The sequence below is a fragment of the Rhodoferax sp. genome, assembly GCF_010365055.1.
GTDB lineage: Bacteria > Pseudomonadota > Gammaproteobacteria > Burkholderiales > Burkholderiaceae_C > Rhodoferax.
On sequence record NZ_JAAFHA010000071.1, the window covers coordinates 1 to 20,607 of the forward strand.

At 56.6% G+C, this 20,607-nt stretch carries 22 protein-coding genes; 6 read left to right on the forward strand and 16 right to left on the reverse strand.

From position 1 onward, the window contains the following. The 7 genes from rplR to rplN all read right to left on the reverse strand — a co-directional run. Positions 1 to 349: 50S ribosomal protein L18 (rplR, locus tag GZ093_RS14715; protein ID WP_296487139.1), on the reverse strand; the 349-nt coding region annotated here is incomplete at its 3' end. A gap of 11 nt (positions 350 to 360) precedes the next feature. Then, a complete protein-coding gene (gene rplF, locus GZ093_RS14720) occupies positions 361 to 894 on the reverse strand; it encodes a 50S ribosomal protein L6 (RefSeq protein ID WP_296487140.1) in 534 nt (177 codons plus the stop codon). 26 nt (positions 895 to 920) lie between these two features. Then, positions 921 to 1,316, reverse strand: a complete 396-nt coding sequence (rpsH, locus tag GZ093_RS14725; RefSeq protein WP_296487142.1) for a 30S ribosomal protein S8 — start codon at positions 1,314 to 1,316, stop codon at positions 921 to 923. 18 nt (positions 1,317 to 1,334) lie between these two features. Next, positions 1,335 to 1,640, reverse strand: a complete 306-nt coding sequence (gene rpsN, locus GZ093_RS14730) for a 30S ribosomal protein S14 (RefSeq protein ID WP_296487144.1) — start codon at positions 1,638 to 1,640, stop codon at positions 1,335 to 1,337. 8 nt (positions 1,641 to 1,648) lie between these two features. Continuing rightward, positions 1,649 to 2,188 carry a 50S ribosomal protein L5 gene (rplE, locus tag GZ093_RS14735; RefSeq protein WP_296487146.1) on the reverse strand — a complete coding sequence of 180 codons (540 nt, stop codon included), beginning with the start codon at positions 2,186 to 2,188 and terminating at the stop codon, positions 1,649 to 1,651. Between the two features lie 2 nt (positions 2,189 to 2,190). After that, positions 2,191 to 2,511, reverse strand: a complete 321-nt coding sequence (rplX, locus tag GZ093_RS14740) for a 50S ribosomal protein L24 (RefSeq protein WP_296487148.1) — start codon at positions 2,509 to 2,511, stop codon at positions 2,191 to 2,193. A gap of 9 nt (positions 2,512 to 2,520) precedes the next feature. Continuing rightward, the gene (gene rplN, locus GZ093_RS14745) at positions 2,521 to 2,889 is read right to left on the reverse strand and encodes a 50S ribosomal protein L14 (RefSeq protein WP_011466477.1); all 369 of its coding nucleotides are present in this window, start codon (positions 2,887 to 2,889) and stop codon (positions 2,521 to 2,523) included. Positions 2,890 to 3,822: 933 nt separating this feature from the next. Here rplN and GZ093_RS14750 point away from each other — a divergent pair. Continuing rightward, the gene (locus GZ093_RS14750; protein WP_296487153.1) at positions 3,823 to 4,251 is read left to right on the forward strand and encodes an RNA-binding protein; all 429 of its coding nucleotides are present in this window, start codon (positions 3,823 to 3,825) and stop codon (positions 4,249 to 4,251) included. 296 nt (positions 4,252 to 4,547) lie between these two features. Here the strand turns inward: GZ093_RS14750 and lptC are convergent, their stop codons facing one another. Genes lptC through GZ093_RS14765 form a run of 3 tightly spaced genes read right to left on the reverse strand, consistent with a single transcriptional unit; the run spans position 4,548 to position 6,711 of the window. Further along, complete coding sequence (gene lptC / locus GZ093_RS14755; RefSeq protein ID WP_296487179.1) at positions 4,548 to 5,153, reverse strand: LPS export ABC transporter periplasmic protein LptC; 606 nt, start codon at positions 5,151 to 5,153, stop codon at positions 4,548 to 4,550. An 8-nt stretch (positions 5,154 to 5,161) separates the two neighbouring features. Beyond that, positions 5,162 to 5,710, reverse strand: coding sequence for an HAD hydrolase family protein (locus GZ093_RS14760; protein ID WP_296487155.1), 549 nt, complete (start codon positions 5,708 to 5,710; stop codon positions 5,162 to 5,164). Then, positions 5,710 to 6,711, reverse strand: a complete 1,002-nt coding sequence (locus tag GZ093_RS14765) for a KpsF/GutQ family sugar-phosphate isomerase (RefSeq protein WP_296487157.1) — start codon at positions 6,709 to 6,711, stop codon at positions 5,710 to 5,712. The genes GZ093_RS14760 and GZ093_RS14765 overlap by 1 nt, the downstream gene beginning before the upstream one ends. A gap of 42 nt (positions 6,712 to 6,753) precedes the next feature. On the opposite strand from GZ093_RS14765, the gene GZ093_RS14770 reads away from it, so the two are divergent. Further along, positions 6,754 to 8,739, forward strand: coding sequence for a monovalent cation:proton antiporter family protein (locus GZ093_RS14770; protein WP_296487160.1), 1,986 nt, complete (start codon positions 6,754 to 6,756; stop codon positions 8,737 to 8,739). A gap of 66 nt (positions 8,740 to 8,805) precedes the next feature. Further along, positions 8,806 to 9,360, forward strand: a complete 555-nt coding sequence (locus tag GZ093_RS14775; protein ID WP_296487162.1) for an adenine phosphoribosyltransferase — start codon at positions 8,806 to 8,808, stop codon at positions 9,358 to 9,360. A gap of 15 nt (positions 9,361 to 9,375) precedes the next feature. Here GZ093_RS14775 and GZ093_RS14780 read toward each other — a convergent pair whose 3' ends face one another. From GZ093_RS14780 to rpmH, 6 genes are all read right to left on the reverse strand, one after another. Beyond that, a complete protein-coding gene (locus tag GZ093_RS14780; protein ID WP_296487164.1) occupies positions 9,376 to 10,098 on the reverse strand; it encodes a hypothetical protein in 723 nt (240 codons plus the stop codon). Positions 10,099 to 10,208: 110 nt separating this feature from the next. After that, positions 10,209 to 11,618 carry a tRNA uridine-5-carboxymethylaminomethyl(34) synthesis GTPase MnmE gene (mnmE, locus tag GZ093_RS14785; RefSeq protein WP_296487166.1) on the reverse strand — a complete coding sequence of 470 codons (1,410 nt, stop codon included), beginning with the start codon at positions 11,616 to 11,618 and terminating at the stop codon, positions 10,209 to 10,211. Positions 11,619 to 11,671: 53 nt separating this feature from the next. Beyond that, complete coding sequence (yidC, locus tag GZ093_RS14790) at positions 11,672 to 13,387, reverse strand: membrane protein insertase YidC (protein ID WP_296487168.1); 1,716 nt, start codon at positions 13,385 to 13,387, stop codon at positions 11,672 to 11,674. After that, the gene (gene yidD / locus GZ093_RS14795; RefSeq protein ID WP_296487169.1) at positions 13,384 to 13,668 is read right to left on the reverse strand and encodes a membrane protein insertion efficiency factor YidD; all 285 of its coding nucleotides are present in this window, start codon (positions 13,666 to 13,668) and stop codon (positions 13,384 to 13,386) included. The genes yidC and yidD overlap by 4 nt, the downstream gene beginning before the upstream one ends. Beyond that, positions 13,665 to 14,111: a ribonuclease P protein component gene (locus GZ093_RS14800; RefSeq protein WP_296487171.1), complete on the reverse strand. Its 447-nt coding sequence runs from the start codon at positions 14,109 to 14,111 to the stop codon at positions 13,665 to 13,667. Before GZ093_RS14800 ends, yidD begins: the two co-directional genes overlap by 4 nt. Positions 14,112 to 14,167: 56 nt before the next feature. Continuing rightward, the gene (gene rpmH / locus GZ093_RS14805) at positions 14,168 to 14,302 is read right to left on the reverse strand and encodes a 50S ribosomal protein L34 (protein ID WP_006299042.1); all 135 of its coding nucleotides are present in this window, start codon (positions 14,300 to 14,302) and stop codon (positions 14,168 to 14,170) included. 265 nt (positions 14,303 to 14,567) lie between these two features. On the opposite strand from rpmH, the gene dnaA reads away from it, so the two are divergent. The 3 genes from dnaA to gyrB all read left to right on the forward strand — a co-directional run bounded on the left by dnaA (position 14,568) and on the right by gyrB (position 19,889). Beyond that, a complete protein-coding gene (dnaA, locus tag GZ093_RS14810; RefSeq protein WP_296487173.1) occupies positions 14,568 to 15,980 on the forward strand; it encodes a chromosomal replication initiator protein DnaA in 1,413 nt (470 codons plus the stop codon). 94 nt (positions 15,981 to 16,074) lie between these two features. Continuing rightward, positions 16,075 to 17,181, forward strand: coding sequence for a DNA polymerase III subunit beta (gene dnaN, locus GZ093_RS14815; RefSeq protein WP_296487175.1), 1,107 nt, complete (start codon positions 16,075 to 16,077; stop codon positions 17,179 to 17,181). A gap of 104 nt (positions 17,182 to 17,285) precedes the next feature. Then, positions 17,286 to 19,889, forward strand: coding sequence for a DNA topoisomerase (ATP-hydrolyzing) subunit B (gene gyrB, locus GZ093_RS14820; protein WP_296487177.1), 2,604 nt, complete (start codon positions 17,286 to 17,288; stop codon positions 19,887 to 19,889). The last annotated feature ends 718 nt before the right edge of the window (positions 19,890 to 20,607 follow it).

Below are 20,607 nucleotides of genomic sequence, written 5' to 3' on the forward strand. Positions count from 1 at the left end.
CTTCACGTGCTGCATCTGCCAGCGCCTTGACGCGGCCATGGTACGCAAAGCCTGCACGATCAAACGCAACTTTTTCAACACCAACCGCCTTGGCTTTTTCAGCCAGACGCTTGCCAATGGCTTGGGCAGCGGCAACGTTGCCGCCTTTGCCCGAACCGCCCAACGATTTGCGCATTTCGACTTCTGCCGTGGATGCGCTTGCCAATACTTTGACGCCGTCGCCAGAAATGACACTGGCATAAATATGCAGGTTTGTACGATTTACCGTCAGACGGGCAACGCCCTGAGTGGCGATGCGAATCCGGGTTTGACGCGCCCTGCGAAGACGCTGCTCTTTTTTGGTCAACATGTTGCAGCTCCTTATTTCTTCTTGGTTTCTTTGATCGTGATCTTTTCGTCCGAGTAACGGATACCTTTGCCTTTGTAGGGCTCCGGCGGACGAATTGCACGAATCTCAGCAGCCACCTGGCCTACGCGCTGGCGGTCCGCACCCTTGATCACGATTTCAGTCGGGGTAGGGGTCGCAACAGAGATACCAGCCGGCATATCCTTGTTGACTGGATGGGAATATCCCACGGTGAGATTGAGCTTTGCACCCTGCGCCTGGGCTTTGTAGCCCACGCCAACAAGATTCAACTTTTTCTCAAAACCCTTGGTCACTCCGACTACCATGTTGTTCACCAACTGACGCATGGTGCCGCTCATGGCGTTTGCTTCGCGAGAGTCGTTCGCAGGCTGAAAACTCAGCGCGCCAGCATCACTGGTCACTTTGACCAACGCGTTTTGGGTCAAGAACAGACTGCCGCCAGCGCCTTTGACACTGATCTGATCTTCCTTGACCAACACATCCACGCCAACCGGGACGGCGACGGGCATTTTTCCTATACGGGACATTTTCTATTTCTCCTCAATGTCACGCTTTAGGCGACGTAGCACAACACTTCACCACCGACACCGGTAGCGCGCGCTTTGCGATCAGTCATGACGCCCTTGGGAGTCGTGACTATTGCCACACCCAGGCCGTTTTGGACTTGGGGGATGGCATCACTGCCACGGTAAACGCGCAAGCCGGGACGGCTAACGCGCTCAATACGCTCAATCACCGGGCGACCGGCGTAATATTTCAGGACAATTTCAAGTTGAGGCTTGCCGTCATTGGCGTTAACGTTGAAGCTATCAATATAGCCTTCCTCAGTCAACACTTGCGCAATTGCGATCTTCACCTTGGAAGAAGGGACGCTCACGGTGGTTTTGGCCACCATTTGTGCATTGCGAATGCGTGTCAACAAGTCGGCGATGGGATCACTCATGCTCATATCTATGTCTCCTACCGCTTACCAGCTGGCCTTGACTATGCCGGGAATTTCCCCTGCAAAAGCCATTTCACGAATCTTTGCACGCGCCAAACCAAAGTGCTGGAACGTACCACGAGGGCGCCCGGTGATGGCGCAACGATTACGCTGACGAGTCGGGTTCGCATTACGAGGGAGCTTTTGCAAACCCAGACGAGCCGCAGCGCGCTCTTCATCGCTGCGCTTGACGTCGCTTGCAATTGCCTTGAATTCCGCGTGTTTTTTCGCGTATTTAGCGACCAGGTTGTCGCGCTTCAGCTCGCGCTGGATTAAAGCCATTTTAGCCACGGGTCACCTCAGTTTTTGAACGGGAAACGGAAACCTGTGAGCAGTGCTTTGCACTCTTCATCGGTCTTGGCCGTTGTGGTGATGCTGATATTGAGACCGCGCAAGGCATCCACCTTGTCGTATTCAATTTCAGGGAAGATAATTTGCTCTTTGACGCCGATGTTGTAGTTGCCACGACCATCAAACGCGCGACCGGATATACCCCGAAAGTCTCGGACACGCGGCAGAGCCACGGTCACGAAGCGATCCAGAAACTCAAACATCTGCACGCCGCGCAGCGTAACCATGCAGCCAATCGCCTGATTCTCACGAATCTTAAAGCCGGCAATGGCTTTCTTAGACATGGTGACCACCGGCCTCTGACCCGCAATCTTGCCTAGGTCACTGACTGCGTGATCCATAACCTTTTTGTCGGCCACAGCCTCACTGACACCCATGTTCAAGGTAATCTTGGTAAGACGCGGCACCTGCATTGGAGACGTGTAACCAAACTTGGCCATCAACTCCGGCGCCAATTTTTCGCGAAAATGTTGTTGCAAACGAGCCATGTTTATGCCACCTTGATTTCTTCACCGCTGGACTTGTAAACGCGAACACGTTTACCATCAGCCGCCAGCTTGACGCCTACTCGGTCAGCCTTACCGGTTGCCACATTGAAAATGGCTACGTTAGACTGGTGGATGGGCATAGACTTTTCAACGATGCCGCCAACCGTACCCTTGAGAGGATTTGGTTTGGTATGCTTTTTGACAACATTGATACCCTCGACGAGTACATAGGAGTCATCTTTGCGCAAAGCAATTTTGCCGCGCTTACCCTTGTCACGCCCGGCGAGCACGATGATATCATCGCCTTTGCGAATCTTGTTCATGGTGCGTCCTTACAAAACTTCAGGAGCCAGAGACACGATCTTCATGAACTTCTCAGTGCGCAACTCTCGCGTTACTGGGCCGAAGATACGGGTGCCGATTGGCTCTAATTTGGCATTCAGCAACACTGCTGCATTGCCGTCGAATTTGACCAGCGAGCCGTCACTACGACGAATGCCCTTGGCCGTGCGAACCACCACCGCACTGTAGATCTCGCCTTTTTTGACGCGACCGCGTGGTGCCGCTTCTTTAATGCTGACTTTAATAACATCGCCAACGCTTGCATAGCGCCGCTTAGATCCGCCAAGCACCTTGATGCACAGAACGGACTTCGCGCCGGTATTGTCGGCAACTTCTAATCGAGATTCAACTTGGATCATTTCAATTATTCCCAACTTGCACTAAGTACCTCAATTCGCCGTCACTAGGGACGGCGAATTGCAGTTTTCTAGTCAGTCTTGGGCCTGTCGGCAGCGATATGAACCACTCACATCGCCTTCGTTAGGCAGATACTTCATACTTTTTCAAGCGAAGCCAGCAATTATGCAACGCTTTTCGTCAGTCGTCAACGCTATTTTGACTATTTTTACGAAAAGTCTACTTTCGGTATTCACGGGCAAGGCAATCCAATGTCGTAGGATCTGCCGCGCCGCGCCAAGGACAGACGAACCAGTCGGCCATCAGTGGCGACATGAGCGCCTTTGGTATGGCGCAGCGCCTGGGTGCGCTGATTTGATTTTTCTGGAAATCTGCGCAAGCTAGTGGCAAAAAGTCACCGCGCGCTGCCAGGGACACAAGGGCAGGGCATTCGTTAACGAGAGCAGGCAAGCGTACTGCGCGTCTATGACAGCAGCGCAAATTGTGGCGCGCGACCCGACGTGCGGCGTTCCACTGGCTTCACACGTTGGACAAGGATAGCGAGGTACCAGCGCACGCCTGGCGTGCTGACTGCGTGGGATTTACCTGTCTTGTCGTTGGGTCGGCCTGGCCAGAGTGTGACTCATCCGCCAGTCCTTGCCCTTTACGCCAGAGATCAACCACTTGCGTGACAAAAGTCGGGGGAACAGCGTTTGACAAGGGAGAGAAGGGGCCATGGTGGACGTCAAAGCTTAAAATTTAAGAAATTTTACAAAATAGTTTGTCAACAATTTTTTTTTGCAGCATAATTCGTCGGTATTGTCAGAAAAGGCTTTACAAGTTTGCGGTGTTTAGTCAGTTTCGCGTCTGCTTTAAGTCTTCATTCGTTTGTTGATGGCGTGGTAATAGCGGTTTTGGACTCCATCGCGTTTTGAGTTATTTTGAGGAGTCCTTTCATGGGCAACAAACTTTACGTGGGCAACCTGCCCTACACTTTCCGTGACGAAGACCTGCAGCAAGCATTTGCCGCACACGGTACCGTCACTAGCGCCAAGGTCATGATGGAACGTGATACCGGCCGCTCCAAAGGCTTCGGCTTTGTGGAAATGGGCAGCGACGCTGAGGCGCAGGCCGCTATTGCCGGCATGAACGGTCAACAATACGGTGGCCGCGGTCTCGTGGTGAACGAAGCTCGTCCGATGGAAGCCCGTCCTCCCCGCACTGGTGGCGGCGGCTTCGGTGGTGGCGCTGGTGGTGGCGGTTACGGCGGTGGCGCTGGCCGTAGCGGTGGTGGCGGTGGTGGCGGCGGTTACGGCGGTGGCGCTGGCGGCGGTGCCGGCCGCAGTGGCGGCGGCGGTTACGGCGGTGGCCGTAGCAGCTACTAAGCACTCGACTGGCATTTAGCCAACCGAACAAAAGGGCCCTTGCGGCCCTTTTTTGTTTTGTTGCGCTTTTGGGATTCACTCGTAATCTTCGAGCCTTGGATTGAGAACTCCGCTCGAATTATTTCTTGTATCCAAGGTCCGCTTCAGGCATGCGAGTGGCCCGGGGCGAACGCGATAACTGACGGTCAACCTCAATCCATGGCACCTTGTCGGGACGGTTTGCATAAGCAACAAGAAGCGCCCCGGCGCCAATGACGCGGCTGATGATGCCCGTGCAGGCCCTCCTCATGCGCTATCTATTTCGCAGCGACTGGCATCAACGTTCCTTTAACGTGCCCTTTGAGTTCCATCACGCGCTTGAGGTTGTCAAAATCCATCGCATCAGCAGTAAATCTGTCGCTTCCACGTGTCAGTTCCACCGGTTTATGCGATGTGACACGTTCCGTTTCCATGAACGCATGCAGAAACTCTCCTCGAAATTCCATTCTTGGCTGGACTTGCCCCGCCTTGTCGCCTGTCGGCTCGCGCACGACACGCGCCTCGCCAAGTAGCTGCACTTCAGTGGCGTCAGCATTGGTCACCGCACGTTTCGCTGTTGCTATAGTCAAGCCGCCGCCTTCGTCGAAGGAACGCATGCGCACGAGATCAACTTCCAGAGTATCCGAGTCTGGAAAGTGACGGGCATCGGTCCCCAGCACCTCGCTTTTAAGCCGCCCCGCACCATCAAACGACTTGACCGAGAACTTACGCATGAAGTAGTCTGGCTCGTGTCGCACCTGCGTCTCAGGTCCGTGCAAGATTGGCAGCGGCGTACTCCTAACCAGCCAGTAGGTGCCTAACGCAAACAGACCCATCAAGATGACGGGCAGGTAAAGCGCTACTCGATCGCCCAACACACGCATCAGATTTTTCACTGGAGATATTCCCTCAGCAACGCAGCGTATCGTCCGCTTGCCATTAGCAGCAGATCACACAACTCTCTTGCCGCCCCTTCGCCTCCTCTGGCATGGGTGACGTAATGGGCCAACGCCTTAGCCTCCGTGTGCGCATTGCTCGGCGCGCAGGCCAGTGCACAACGCTGCATGACGGCAAGATCCGGCCAGTCGTCGCCCATCGCAGCCGCTTGGCCCCAGTTCAACCCCAAGACTTTGAGCGTTTGTTCGGCGACCGGGTGCTTGTCCTCAGTGCCATAGTGCGCATGCACGATGCCCAAAGCGGTCAAGCGCAAACGCAAAGGTTTTGAGTCGCGCCCGGTGATCACAACCGGGGTGATGCCCGCTCGTTGAAGCAGCTTAAGCCCATGACCATCAAGCGTATTGAAGCGCTTTATGGTTTCGCCTTGCTCGGTGAAATACAGCCCGCCATCAGTCAGGACCCCGTCCACATCAAAGAAAGCGACACGAATTCCCTGCGCCTGAAGCAGCAACTCAGTCGAAAAATTCAGCGCAGCGGGCATCATCAGATCACCTTCGCGCGCATCAAGTCATTGCTGTTGAGCGCGCCACAGAGATGGCCCTCCGCATCCACGACCAGCACACTGGTAATACAACGCATTTCCATCATTTCGGCGGCGGCGACCGCCAGGGCATCGCGGGCAATAGTGCTGGGATTCGGGTGCATCACCTGAGCGGCTGTGGTCGTGCGCAAATCAATGCCCTGCTCCACCAGGCGACGCAAGTCGCCATCGGTGAAGATCCCCAGGACATTCAAATGATCATCCACGACGGCGGTAGCACCCAAACCCTTGACACTCATCTCCCGCATCAAGTCGCTGAAATTAGCTTGTGGCGCGACGTGGGGAACGGCATCGCCCGTACGCATGACATCACTGACATGCGTGAGCAGCTTACGGCCCAATGCGCCGCCGGGGTGAGAGCGGGCGAAGTCTTCAGCCTTGAACCCACGTGCATCCAATAGCGCCACCGCCAGCGCATCGCCCAACGCCAGCTGCGCGGTCGTGCTGGCCGTTGGCGCCAGATTCAGGGGACAGGCTTCTTTTTCAACCCCACAATCAAGAAAAACATCTGCATGGCGAGCTAGAGTGGATTCGGCATTGCCCGTCATCGCGATCAGGCGCGCGCCCAAGCGCTTGAGGACCGGCAGGATCGACGTCAACTCCTCAGACTCACCACTGTTTGAGATAGCCAACACCAAGTCAACAGATTTGATCATGCCGAGATCACCATGGCTCGCCTCTCCCGGGTGCACAAATAGGGCGGGTGTGCCGGTAGATGCCAAGGTTGCGGCGATCTTCCGACCAATATGTCCACTCTTACCCATACCCATGACAACCACGCGGCCGCGCACGTCAAGGACCATGGTCACAACGCGGGCGAACGAGTCGCCCAAATTCCTCTTCAGGCCCAGCACGGCGGCGGCTTCAATATCCAGTGTGTCGCGGGCTAGGCGCAATGCCCGCTCCGCCTGAGTTGTTGAAAACTGGGTGTGTTGAAGTGTCATTTGGACATTTTATCGACGCCATCTGCTTGTTAGTATCTGGGGGTGAATCCGCTTGACTTGACACTTCTATATTTGCTGGCCGCTGTGCTGGGCGTAGTGGCGTGTCGGTCTTTGAAATTGCCACCCATGCTCGGCTACTTGGCAGTTGGGGTCGTGATTGGACCCAACGCCTTGGCATTGGCGAAAAACGCGGATGGCGTGCGCCATTTGGGCGAGTTCGGTGTGGTCTTTCTGATGTTTGTCATTGGGCTGGAGTTCAATTTGCCCAAGCTGCGCGCCATGCGCGGCCATGTGTTTGGACTCGGATTTTTCCAAGTGCTGCTGACCATGCTGGGCGCCACGGCGGCCATGTTCGGTCTAGCCATGATGGCGCCGACGGTATGGGGCATGGGTTGGCAGACCGCGCTGGCGCTTTCAAGCGCGTTGGCCATGAGCAGCACGGCCATTGTGGTCAAGCTGATGACCGAGCGACTGGAGATGGAATCGGAGCACGGCAAGCGGGTCATGGGTATTTTGTTGTTCCAGGATTTGGCAGTGGTACCCCTGCTGGTGCTGATTCCGGCACTGGGGGCATCGGCCGAGCAGCTTTTTGAGACTCTTGCCTTCGCCAGCCTGAAGGCGACACTGCTGATTGCTTTGTTGCTGGTCGGGGGGCCGCGCCTGATGCGCTTCTGGCTGACGCTCGTGGCTCGACGCAAGAGTGAAGAGCTGTTTGTGCTAAACCTGCTGCTCATTACGCTGGGGTTAGCCTGGTTGACAGAGCTCGCGGGCTTGAGCCTGGCGCTGGGGGCCTTTATTGCTGGCATGCTGATCTCGGAGACACAATATAAACAGCAGGTGGAGTCGGATATCAGGCCCTTTCACGATGTACTGCTGGGTCTGTTTTTTATCAGCATTGGCATGATGCTGGATTGGCGACTGGTACTGGAACGCTGGCCACTGGTACTGCTGCTGGTCTCCGTCCCGGTTGTTTTCAAGGCCGCCTTGGTGGGCCTGCTGGCACGGGCCTTGGGTGCCACCACCGGTGTTTCACTGCGCACCGGCTTGTATCTGGCACAAGCCGGCGAATTCGGGTTCGTGTTGTTGACACTCGCTCAGTCCAATGCGCTGGTACCGCCCTCACTGCTCAATCCCATACTCGCCAGCATGGTGCTCTCGATGCTGGCCACGCCATTTATCGTCATGTACAGCAATCAAATCGTTTTGAAGTGGGTCAGCAGCGAATGGCTGCAACAGTCGCTGCAAATGACCTCCATTGCCCGCAAGTCCATCAAGGCCAACAGGCACGTCATCATTTGCGGCTATGGTCGCTGTGGCCAAAATCTGGCGCGCATGCTTGAGCAAGAAAACATACCCTATATCGCGCTCGATCTAGATCCGGACCGGGTGCGTCAGGCCGCCGTCGCCGGCGACTCGGTGGTTTTTGGTGACGCGGCGCGGCTGCAGGCTCTGATCGCCGCCGGGCTGGCCCGCGCCAGCGCCGTGGTCATCACTTACCTCGAAGTCCAGAGCGCCTTGAAAGTCCTGGCCCATACGCGCGACCATGCGCCACAGGTGCCAGTCATCGTGCGAACGCAAGATGATCACGATCTTGAGGCCCTGCGCAAGGCCGGGGCGACCGAGGTGGTACCGGAGGCGATCGAAGGCTCGCTGATGTTGGCCAGCCATGCCTTGGCCTTGGTGGGGGTGCCAATGCGGCGGGTGATTCGCATTGTGCGGGACCAGCGTGATGCGCGTTACAGCCTGCTGCGCGGCTACTTTCACGGGGCCGACGACGACTCTGTCGATGAAGTCAACCAGGACCGCCTCTCCTCGCTGACGCTGCCACTGGGTGCAAAGGTTGTGGGCAAGCCGCTTAGCCAACTCGCCCCAATGGTTGTAGGTGTTCGCATTGTCAGCCTGCGTCGCAGCGGAGGTCAAGTCAAGTCAGTCAGCCAGGACTTGCTGATTCAAGAAGGCGACACGCTCGTGCTCTCGGGCAAAGCAGAAGCGCTTGCGTCGGCCGAACAGAAATTGCTCAAGGGTTGACTGGCCCCGGCCAGCCGGAAACAAGCACGAGGCACAATACCAACTCCAGCCCTAACGCGATGTCTCATGCAAAATTTAACCGTCAACCAGTACCTCCGAGCGCACATTCGCACCGTCCCTGATTGGCCTGCACCGGGCGTTCAGTTTCGCGATATCACACCGCTTTTGCAGGATGCCAAGGTATTCCGGATATTGATCGACGCCTTTGTCCACCGCTACATGGACCCCGCCATGCGACCCGATGTGGTTGCCGGGCTGGATGCCCGCGGTTTTATTTTGGGGGCGGTGGTTGCTTACGAGCTCAATGTAGGCTTTGTGCCAATCCGAAAGAAGGGGAAACTGCCTTTCACTACGGTGGAAGAGACCTATGAATTGGAGTATGGCAGTGCCACCGTTGAGCTGCACACCGACGCCGTCAAACCGGGTGATCGCGTCTTGCTCATTGACGATCTGATCGCTACTGGCGGCACCATGATGGCGGGCATGAAATTACTTGAAAAACTCGGGGCGCAGGTCATTGAAGGAGCTGCCATTGTTGACTTGCCAGAGCTTGGCGGCTCTGACAAGCTGCGCGCCGCAGGTGTTGCGCTTTTCACCCTGCTTGACTTTGCCGGGCAATGAACTCCGACCAGGTCGCTAACTCAGATCGCCGTACTGGGTGACGCCCAAGGGCGAAGGACGCTCGTCAGGATCCGCCATTTGCGTATCCTCAAACTCTTCGGGCGGCGCTGGATTGCGGCGTCCTGAAGTCACAATTTTCCCTGAAGCTGACAGAGGCACCGAAGCGCTTGCACTTGCCAGCGCCCTCTTGAAGGCGGCCACTTCATCTTGCTGTAATGGCTCATAGTGAGGTGCCTGGTTGTGCGCCATCGTCGGGCCTTCTGACGGTCTGGCAGTTTTCGATTCAGACGCCGCTCTGGACGTTGGCGACAGGGGGGTGGCCTGACTGGACGGCAGGCCTGTCGAGACGTGATCGTTCACACGCCAGTAAACAGCCTTGACCAAAATGTCATGCCGCATCTTGGCCGACTGAACCATCAGGTCTTCAATCTCGGCCAGACGTGCGGTGTCGCTTGCCACCCTATCTGCCAGATCCATCATGACGAGATACTGGCGTCCCGCCGCGTCCAGGGACAACACCTTGAACCTGTAACTGGCCGCCAGCACCCCGGCGCTAATCATCGAGTCACGCACCACGCTGTAAAGGAGTTGCCGGAGCTCAAGGCGCGCCGTTTTGCGACTGGTATCGCGACTGGCAGCCGATGGAGCCGTCGCATCAACGCTACCCGGTTCCGGACCAGCCGCTTCCAGCGCTGCTGTTGCAGACCGTTTCTTGCTGAACCAATTGAATATTGACATTATTTCTTTCAACTCGGGAGAAAATGATTGTCCTCATACCAGTCATTGGGCAGACTTCAAGATGCGACTGAGTATGGTGTCACTGTGCTGTTTGCACCTAGCAAACGATGCTATTTTCCGATACAAAATTGCGAAAATATCACGCCAAGAAGATCGTCTGACGAAAATTCTCCGGTTATCTGATTCAGGGCGCTTTGTGCCAAGCGAAGCTCCTCGGCCAGAAGATCAAGCGCCTGGATCTTGGCCGCCAAATGGGCACTGGCCGCAACCAAATGAGCGGCCACCTGGCGCAGTGCCTGCACGTGCCGCTCACGTGCCATGTAGACGCCTTCAGGTCTGGACTGCCAACCCGCCACCTCCAGCAAGCTCCGACGCAAAACGTCTAATCCAGAACCGGTCTTGGCTGACAATAACAGACCCCCATCGCAACCAGCACGGTCAACCGCATCGCTCTTGTTCCAGATGTCGATCACCGGCACATTTAAAGACAACTTACCAGCTATAGCCCTCGCAATTACTTGATCAGCAGCTACGTAATCAATAGCGTTTTGCCGTGTCAGATCATGCAAGAACAACACCGCGTCGGCCGCCTCAATCACATCCCAGGTCCGAGCGATGCCAATCTTTTCGATCACATCATCGCTGTCGCGCAAGCCTGCCGTGTCGATCACATGCACCGGCACCCCTTCAATCTGGATGGTCTGCTGCACTTTGTCTCGGGTGGTGCCCGCGATCGGCGTCACGATGGCCAGCTCCGCCCCTGCGAGCGCATTCAATAGGGACGACTTGCCAACGTTGGGCTGACCGGCGATCACGACCGTGATCCCTTCACGTAGCAGCGCGCCCTGGCTCGCCTTTTGCAGCACGGATTGCAGAGCCTCTTGCAGCGCTGATAACTGCCCTTGCGCGTCTGCCTGGCGCAGAAAGTCGATCTCTTCTTCCGGAAAATCCAGCGTCGCCTCCACCAGCATGCGCAGATGAACCAGGGCGTCACACAGTTGATGGATTTCTTGGGAGAAGGCGCCTGACAAAGACCGGCTGGCACTGCGCGCTGCGGCCTCGGTACTGGCGTCAATCAGGTCAGCGATGGCCTCAGCCTGGGCCAGATCAATCTTGCCATTCAGGAAGGCACGCTCTGAAAACTCACCCGGTAACGCTGGTCGCAACCCCGCGAGCCGAGGCCCCCGACTGGTGGGATCCCGCTCTGCCGCAGCCTCCACGCAACGTGCCAGCAACAATTGCAGCACCACCGGGCCACCATGCGCCTGCAACTCCAACACATCTTCACCTGTGAACGAGTGGGGCGCCGGGAAGTAAAGTGCGATGCCCTGGTCAATCGCCAGCTGGCTGCGATCAAGAAATGGCAAGTAGGTCGCCTCACGAGCCCGCAGTTGCCGCCCAAGAAGCGCTTGGATCAAAGGTCCAATAACCTTCCCGCTGACCCGCACAATGCCCACCGCGCCCCGGCCCGGGGCGGTGGCAATGGCGACAATCGGGTCTTGATGGCGCGGCAGCGACACAGCAACTCAGTCGCCGCCGCGCCGCCCCTGTGATAAATGCACAGAATTGCTCGTCATTTAAAACTGGGCAGATGGAACTTCGGCGGCACGCCCATACGGGTGTTGATGAGCCACTGCTGCGCAATCGACAGGATATTGTTGGTAATCCAGTACAGCACCAGGCCTGCGGGGAAGAAGAAGAACATGACGCTGAAGGCCAGCGGCATGAACCACATCATCTTGGCCTGCATCGGGTCTGGCGGTGCTGGATTGAGGGAGGTCTGCAGCACGGTCGTCAAGGTCATCACCAGCGGTAAAATGTAAAATGGATCGGGCGATGAAAGGTCGCGAATCCACAGGATCCAGGGTGCGTTGCGCATTTCCACGCTGGCGAGCAGCACCCAATACAAAGCGATGAACACCGGTATCTGGATCATGATCGGGAAGCAACCACCCATTGGGTTGACTTTTTCTTCACGGTAGATGCGCATCATCTCCTGCTGCATTTGCTGCGGATTGTCCTTCAGACGCTCACGCATCTCTGTGACCTTCGGATTGACCGCCTTCATCTTGGCCATGCTGGCGTAGGCCTTCGCATTGAGCCAGTAAAAGGCTGCTTTCAACAATACCACCAGGGCCACAATGGACCACCCCCAGTTGCCGATGAAGCTTTCAAGCGCATGGAGTAACCAGTACAACGGCTTCGCCAAAATGGTCAACCAGCCATAGTCTTTCACCAGCTCCAGCCCAGGCGTCAGCGACTCAAGCACCTTTTCTTCCTGCGGTCCGGCAAAGAATCTCGCCTCCACGGACTTGCTGGCACCGGGCGCAATGTTGTCCAAGGGGGTGATCATGCCAACCGCATACAAATTGGTGTCGACCTTGCGCAGAAACAGGTCACGCTTGATCCCGTCGCCCAGCAACCAGGCACTGGCAAAATAATGCTGCACCATGGCCACATAGCCGTTTTCCGCTGTCTTTTCGACATCGACCTTGTTCTTTTCGATGTCCTCGAAGGCGACCTTCTGGTATTTCTTGGCTTCGGTGTAGATCGCCGGGCCCGTAAACGTGGAATAAAAAGAAGACTCGCCCACGGGCTTGCTGCCGTCACGCACCAACTGCAGGTACAACTGCGGCGACACCGGAGTTGCGCCGACGTTCAACACCTCGTGCTTGACCGCCACGGCGTAGGAGCCGCGGGTGAAGGTGAAGGTTTTTACCAGTCTGACGCCGCCGAGTTCCGGGGATTCGAACCGAATGACCAACTCACTGTTGCCTTCCGGCAGCGCGCGCTCCCCTGGCGCGACGGTCATGACCGTCTTGTGCGTCGGAAAGGTGCCCCCTGCCGCCCCCGCAATCAGACCGGTTTGCGCCATGTAGGTATGTGCCGGGGTGTTATCGAGCAGGATAAATTTCTTGCTCTTGTCCGCCATGTCGGCATGCTGGACAAACTCGGTTTGTACCAGCGACGCACCCTCGGTATCAAAAGTGACCTTGAGTACATCGGTTGTCACCACCAGACGTTCGTGGGCCGCAGCAGACGCCTCAGCTGAAGGGGTTAATTGGCCTGTAGCCCCCGTCATCTGTGGGTTAGCAGCTACAGAATTTGTAGCCGGCACACCCGTTGGCACACTGGATGCAGGCGCCGACGGACGAGCGGCTGGCGCCGTGGTGACGGCGCTTGGGAAAAAAGTGGCTTTGCGACCGTTAAAAACCTGCCACTGATCCCACAGCAAAACCATGGAAAAGCCAAAAATCACCCACAAAATGGTGCGGCGAATATCGTTCATGAAGACTTCTTTTCAGAGGAATGGTGAACCAGCTGGGTAAACATCTGGGACTTTAATCGGGGTTTTTCACTCGGAACCGGATCAGAACCGCCCGCGCACCAGGGATGGCAACGTGCGAGTCGCGTCAACGTCAAATAACTGCCCGCTGCCGCGCCGTGCATTTGCAGGGCCTGAAGGGAATAGGCAGAACAGGTCGGCTCAAATCGGCAGGACGAACCCAGCCACGGGCTGAGCAGCAAGCGATAGCCCTTGACCAAACCGACCAACAAGGCCTTGATCATGACGCACCATCCTTCAAAACAAGCCCCTGCGACCGCGCCGTTGCCCGCGCCAACAGCTGCTGCAACTCCTGTCGCACAGCCAACTTGAGCGCGTCGGACGTGGCGCTGATGAACTGTTTGGAGCCAAAAGCAGCGCGTAAGCGCACGACGTAGGCCGCCACAGGAAGCGTTGCTGCAAAGTCGGCGCTCACACTGTAAATCTGACGCTTGATGGCATTGCGCGTGACAGCCCGTTTCGCCCAGCGTTTGGCAACCATGGCCCCTAGCCACACGTCGCTCAAAGCAAAAAGTAACGGGTTAGACGCCATTTCCGACGCTAGCGGCTCATTTCTTTCCGCCGCACCATCAAGCACTACGCGGTGCAAAGCGAAATGCGTCGTTCGGGCCACCGTGCTGCCAGTCAGCACAGCCTGAAACTGACTTCGCGTCTTCAGTCGCTGCAATTTGAAGCGGCGCCAGAACAGCTAATCACAGTTGCAGACTAGTCGGGTAGCCAGACTCAGACCGCCAGACGTTTGCGCCCTTTGGCGCGGCGAGCGTTGATTACAGCGCGGCCGCCACGGGTTTTCATGCGGACCAGAAAACCGTGAGTACGGGCGCGGCGAATCTTGGAGGGTTGGTAAGTGCGTTTCATTTTGAAAATCCTAAAGGGCTCAATGACGGCCCGCAAATTTTTCAAAAAATGACCAGGCCGCTGTCTTTACTCCCCCAATACGTTTAGAGGAACCCGTGATTATCGCAAACTTTCGAGGCCCCGGCAAACTGGCTCATGAACGCAGGCTCCATCGCGTTCATCGCAAGCGGCGCCGGCAGCCTTTCTCGGCTTGTGGACAAACGCTTGATAAATTACAATGTGCGGCTACGTGAACCTACAACTATCCACAGAAATCAATCACAAAATGACAGAGGGACAATACGCCAATCAACCCGACTTCAAGGGCGCTGGCGATGGACAGGGTCTGTGGCAGACCTGTGTTGATCAGTTGGCACAGGAACTCCCGGAACAGCAATTCAATACCTGGATCAAGCCGCTTTCGGCGCAGGTCGCGGACGATCTTTCCCAAATCACCATTTTCGTTGCCAACCGGTTCAAGCTGGATTGGATCAGGGCTCAATACAGCAAGCGCATCGCCAGCCTCCTGGAGATGTTTTCGGGCCAAACCATTCGAATAGAGTTAGCGCTTGCTCCTCGGGAAACCATCATCAGGAGCCAGTCTACTCAGCGCACCGTGGAACCCATTGCGATGGAAGGGGCGCCCGAATTGGGCGATGATCGAAGCCCGGGTAATCTCAAAAACCGGCTCAACACCGCACTGACCTTTGACACCCTGATTGAAGGAACCGCCAACCGCATGGCACGTGCAGCGGCGATGCACGTTGCGGGCATGCCGGGGCACCTGTACAACCCGCTTTTCATCTACGGCGGGGTGGGTTTGGGCAAGACCCATTTGATGCATGCCGTCGGCAATCGGCTGCTCGCCGAGCGGCCGAGCGCCAAAGTTCTCTACATCCATGCTGAGCAATTTGTATCAGATGTGGTTAAGGCTTATCAGCGCAAGACTTTTGATGAATTTAAAGAGCGTTATCACTCGCTGGATTTGTTGTTGATTGATGACGTCCAGTTTTTTGCCAACAAGGAACGAACGCAGGAAGAGTTTTTCAACGCGTTCGAGGCTTTGCTGGCCAAAAAGTCGCACATCGTGATGACCAGCGACACCTATCCGAAGGGTTTGACAGACATTCATGAGCGCCTGGTATCGCGGTTTGATTCCGGACTGACGGTCGCGATCGAGCCCCCCGAGTTGGAAATGCGGGTCGCCATTTTGATCAACAAAGCTCGGGTTGAAGGCATTGTGATGCCAGAAGAAGTCGCCTTTTTTGTGGCCAAAAATGTTCGCTCCAATGTGCGCGAACTCGAAGGCGCGTTACGCAAAATTCTGGCCTATTCCCGGTTCAACCAGAAAGATATCTCGATCTTGCTGGCGCGCGAAGCCTTGCGCGACCTGCTTTCCATCCAGAACCGCCAGATTTCAGTCGAAAACATCCAAAAAACAGTGGCTGATTACTACAAAATAAAAATTGCGGATATGTACTCCAAAAAACGGCCGGCCAGCATTGCCCGGCCGCGCCAAATTGCCATGTACCTGGCCAAGGAGCTGACACAGAAGAGCCTTCCTGAGATTGGCGAATTGTTTGGTGGACGCGACCACACCACCGTTTTGCATGCCGTGCGAAAGATCGGCGGTGAGCGCCAGCAAATGACCGAGTTGAACCAACAACTTCATGTGCTGGAGCAGACGCTCAAGGGCTAATTGAGTAGATAAACAGGGGAGAATGGTGGAGCCAAATGGTTTGGCTCGCCTGATTCGTTATTGATTTGAATTGCAGAAATTAAAAGAGGTTGACATGATCGTTTTGAAGGCCACCCAAGACAAAGTTCTATCGGTTTTGCAGTCGGTAGCAGGCATCGTCGAGCGTCGACACACCTTGCCGATCCTGGCCAATGTGCTGATCCGAAAAACAGGCACTTCGCTGCAATTCACCACCAGCGATCTAGAAATTCAGATTCGCACCACGGCAGAGCTCGACGGCGACACGGGCGACTTCACCACCACCGTGGGCGCGCGCAAGTTGATTGATATTTTGCGCACGATGCCTGCGGATCAAACCGTGTCGCTGGAGTCGAGCGCCGCCAAGCTCATTCTCAAAGGCGGCAAGAGTCGGTTCACGCTGCAAACCATGGTGGCCGAAGACTTCCCGCTGGTGCAGGAGGCCGCCAGCTTCGGCCCAGTGTTCAGCGTGCCGCAAAAGACATTGAAGGACCTGCTCAGCCAGGTGTCATTTGCCATGGCGGTGCACGACATCCGTTACTACCTGAACGGGATTCTGTTCGTTGCCGAAGGCAACCAGCTCAGCCTGGTGGCGACCGACGGTCACCGCCTGGCTTTTGCGTCCGCCACCCTGGATGTGGAAGTGCCCAAACAAGAGGTGATCCTGCCGCGCAAGACCGTCATTGAACTGCAGCGCTTGCTCTCCGACACCCAGGGCGCCATTGAGATGCAGTTTGCCAACAACCAAGCCAAGTTCAGCTTTGACGGCATGGAATTTGTCACCAAACTGGTAGAAGGCAAGTTCCCGGACTACAACCGGGTTATTCCCAAAAATCACCAGAATAGCATCACCCTGGGCCGCAGCGCCTTGCTGGCCACCTTGCAGCGCACCGCGATCCTGACCAGTGAAAAATTCAAAGGCGTGCGCCTGAACATTGACCCCGGCACGCTGCGGGTCGCATCCAACAACGCCGAGCAGGAAGAGGCGGTGGACGAGCTCGACATCGATTACGGCGGTGACAGCATTGAGATCGGCTTCAACGTGACCTATCTGATTGATGCGCTGACCAACATGAGCCAGGACATGGTGCGACTGGAGCTCTCCGACGGCAACAGCTCGGCTCTGTTCACGATTCCGGACAACGCCACGTTCAAATACGTGGTGATGCCGATGCGCATTTAACGCAGCAAGATTTGCAGCAATTCAAAGCTCAAACCCACGATGGGCAAGAAACCATAGTGGGCTCAGGCCTTCAAGAATTTGAGATATCCCTAAAGAAGTTAGCCATGACAGAAGAAAACACGCCAGTTCAGCCCACCGAAAATGATTTGAGTGCCGTTCACACCGGTGAAGGCGCCAGCGACAGTTCCAACTTCCAGCCCACCATTGACGCCCACCAGATCGGTGCCTCCGAGGCCTATGGCGAAGGCTCGATCCAGATTCTGGAAGGGCTGGAGGCAGTGCGCAAGCGTCCTGGCATGTACATCGGCGACACCTCGGACGGCACCGGCCTGCACCACCTGGTGTTCGAAGTGGTGGACAACTCGATTGACGAGTCGCTGGCCGGCCACTGCGACGACATTCTGGTCACCATTCATTCCGACAACTCTGTGTCGGTGGTCGACAACGGGCGCGGCATTCCGACGGGCGTCAAAATGGACGACAAGCACGAGCCCAGGCGCAGTGCCGCCGAGATTGCCCTGACCGAATTGCATGCCGGCGGCAAGTTCAACCAGAACAGCTACAAAGTCTCCGGCGGCCTGCACGGCGTCGGCGTCAGTTGCGTCAACGCCCTGTCCAAAATGCTGCGCCTGACCATCCGCCGTGATGGCAAGGTCCATGTGATGGAGTTCAGCCGAGGCTTTGTGCAGAACCGCATCATCGAAGTGGTGAATGGCGTGGAAACATCGCCCATGAAGGTGATCGGCACGACCGAAAAGCGCGGCACCGAGGTGCATTTTCTGCCGGACACGGACATCTTCCAGCAAAACCATGATTTTCACTACGAAATCCTGAGCAAACGCCTGCGCGAGTTGAGCTTCCTCAACAACGGTGTGCGCATCCGTCTCAAAGACGAACGCAGTGGTAAAGAAGACGACTTTTCGGGTGCCGGCGGCGTGCGTGGTTTTGTGAACTTCATCAACAAAGGCAAAACCGTCCTGCACCCCAACATCTTTCATGCGCTCGGGGATCGGCAAAGCGACCAGAACACCAACATCGGTGTCGAAGTGGCGATGCAGTGGAACAGCGGTTACAACGAACAAGTGCTGTGCTTCACCAACAACATCCCGCAACGCGACGGCGGCACCCACCTGACCGGCCTACGCGCCGCCATGACACGCGTCATCAACAAGTACATTGACGACAGCGAACTGGCCAAAAAAGCCAAGGTCGAGGTCACGGGCGACGACATGCGCGAAGGCCTAACCTGCGTTCTGTCGGTCAAGGTGCCTGAGCCCAAGTTCAGCAGTCAGACCAAAGACAAACTGGTGAGCAGCGAAGTGCGCGGCCCGGTGGAAGACATCGTCAGCAAACTGCTCTACGACTACCTGCAGGAGCGCCCAGCAGACGCGAAGATCATCGTTGGCAAGATCATCGAAGCCGCCCGCGCCCGTGAAGCGGCCCGCAAGGCGCGCGACATGACGCGCCGCAAAGGTGTGCTCGACGGCATGGGGCTGCCCGGCAAACTGGCCGACTGCCAGGAGAAAGACCCGGCCCTGTGCGAAATCTACATCGTCGAGGGCGACTCTGCCGGTGGCTCGGCCAAGCAAGGGCGTGACCGCAAATTCCAGGCGATTCTGCCGCTGCGCGGCAAGATTTTGAACGTGGAAAAGGCCCGCTACGAAAAGCTGCTGACCAGCAACGAAATCCTGACGCTTATTACCGCCTTGGGCACCGGCATCGGCAACGCTGGCGGCACCACGGGCAACGACGATTTCAATGTTGCCAAGCTGCGCTACCACCGCATCATCATCATGACCGATGCCGACGTTGACGGCGCCCATATCTGCACCCTGCTGCTCACCTTCTTCTACCGCCAGATGCCCGAGCTGGTGGAACGGGGCCACATTTACATTGCCCAGCCGCCTTTGTACAAGGTGAAAGCTGGCAAGGAAGAGTTGTACTTGAAAGACGGCGAGGAGCTCGACCGCTTTCTTCTGCGCATTGCCCTGATCAATGCATCAATTTTTACCGGCGGCGAGAACGGCAGCACGCTCAGCGGCGAAACATTGGCCGAACTGGCCCGCAAGCACCAAGCCACCCAAGCCGTCATTGCGCGCCTGCGCAACTTCATGGACGACGAAGCGCTGCGCTCGGTCGCCGACGGCGTCGCGCTGAACCTTGACACGGTGGCCGACGCTGAAATTTCTGCCGCCGCGCTGCAAGCCAGGTTGCCCGACGCTGAAGTGGCCGGTGAGTTCGATGTAGCCTCCGACAAACCGATTCTGCGCATCAGCCGTCGCCATCACGGCAACATCAAGAGCAGCGTGTTGACGCAGGACTTTGTGCACGGCGCCGATTACGCCGTGCTGGCCGATGCCGCCAACACATTCAAGCACCTGCTCAGCGCCGGAGCCCGCGTGATGCGGGGCGAGGGTGAACGTCAAAAACAGGAAAAAGTGGGCGACTTCCGGGAGGCCATGACCTGGCTCCTCGCGCAGGCCGAACACGCCACCTCGCGTCAACGCTACAAAGGTCTGGGCGAAATGAATCCGTCGCAACTGTGGGAAACCACCATGGACCCGACCGTGCGCCGCTTGCTGCGGGTACAAATCGATGACGCCATCGAAACCGACCGCGTATTCACCATGCTGATGGGCGATGAGGTGGAGCCACGCCGGGAATTCATCGAGGCCAACGCGCTACGCGCCGGAAATATAGATATTTGACCGCCTATGTAACTGGACCCATAAGCTGAGATTTTGGGAAGCATCCATTGAGACATTTATTAATGGATGCGTCTTGATAGCTCGTGCCTAAGTGCATATTCCACCCAGACTTGGCCACACATTCCAGTCCAATGGTGGCCACTCATTCCAATTGAAAGTTGGTAACCTGTTCCACTGATAGTTGGCCAGGGATTCAGCAGCGAGGATTCCGATTTGACTGAACAATACCCACTGACGGCAATGGGCCCATTGCGGTCAGCCGCTGCGGGATAGAGCAGTCATTCGCTGGCCCTGTCGGTTACAGACAGCGCACATTTGGCATTCGAGTATTAGTTTCATTCGCTAAGCGGCTCTTGAGCAGCGAAAAGGGGTGTTCCCGACGGACAGCTTTCCGGTTGCCCAGTCTGATTCCAACAGCCAGAAGCGGTTCGTGGCGTTCGGCAACGTGTTCGACGCGGAAGTTCCGTCTTGCCGAAGTCACCCTGATGGCCACTTCAAATTCCCCCACCTTTGGCCAGTCAAATTCCCCCAGGCTGGACCCCCCTTTTTTTCCTGGATGACCTAGCCGGGGGGAGCCAGCGCGACGGCGCTGGGGGGCTGCAAGCCTACAGGGGGCCGGGGGACGGTAAACGCGCGGCGAACCCATCTTGAACGTTGATCGATAACGCGGCAGTCTTGGAGTTTTCCAAGGAGACTGAAAGTCATGACGAGCAAGAAA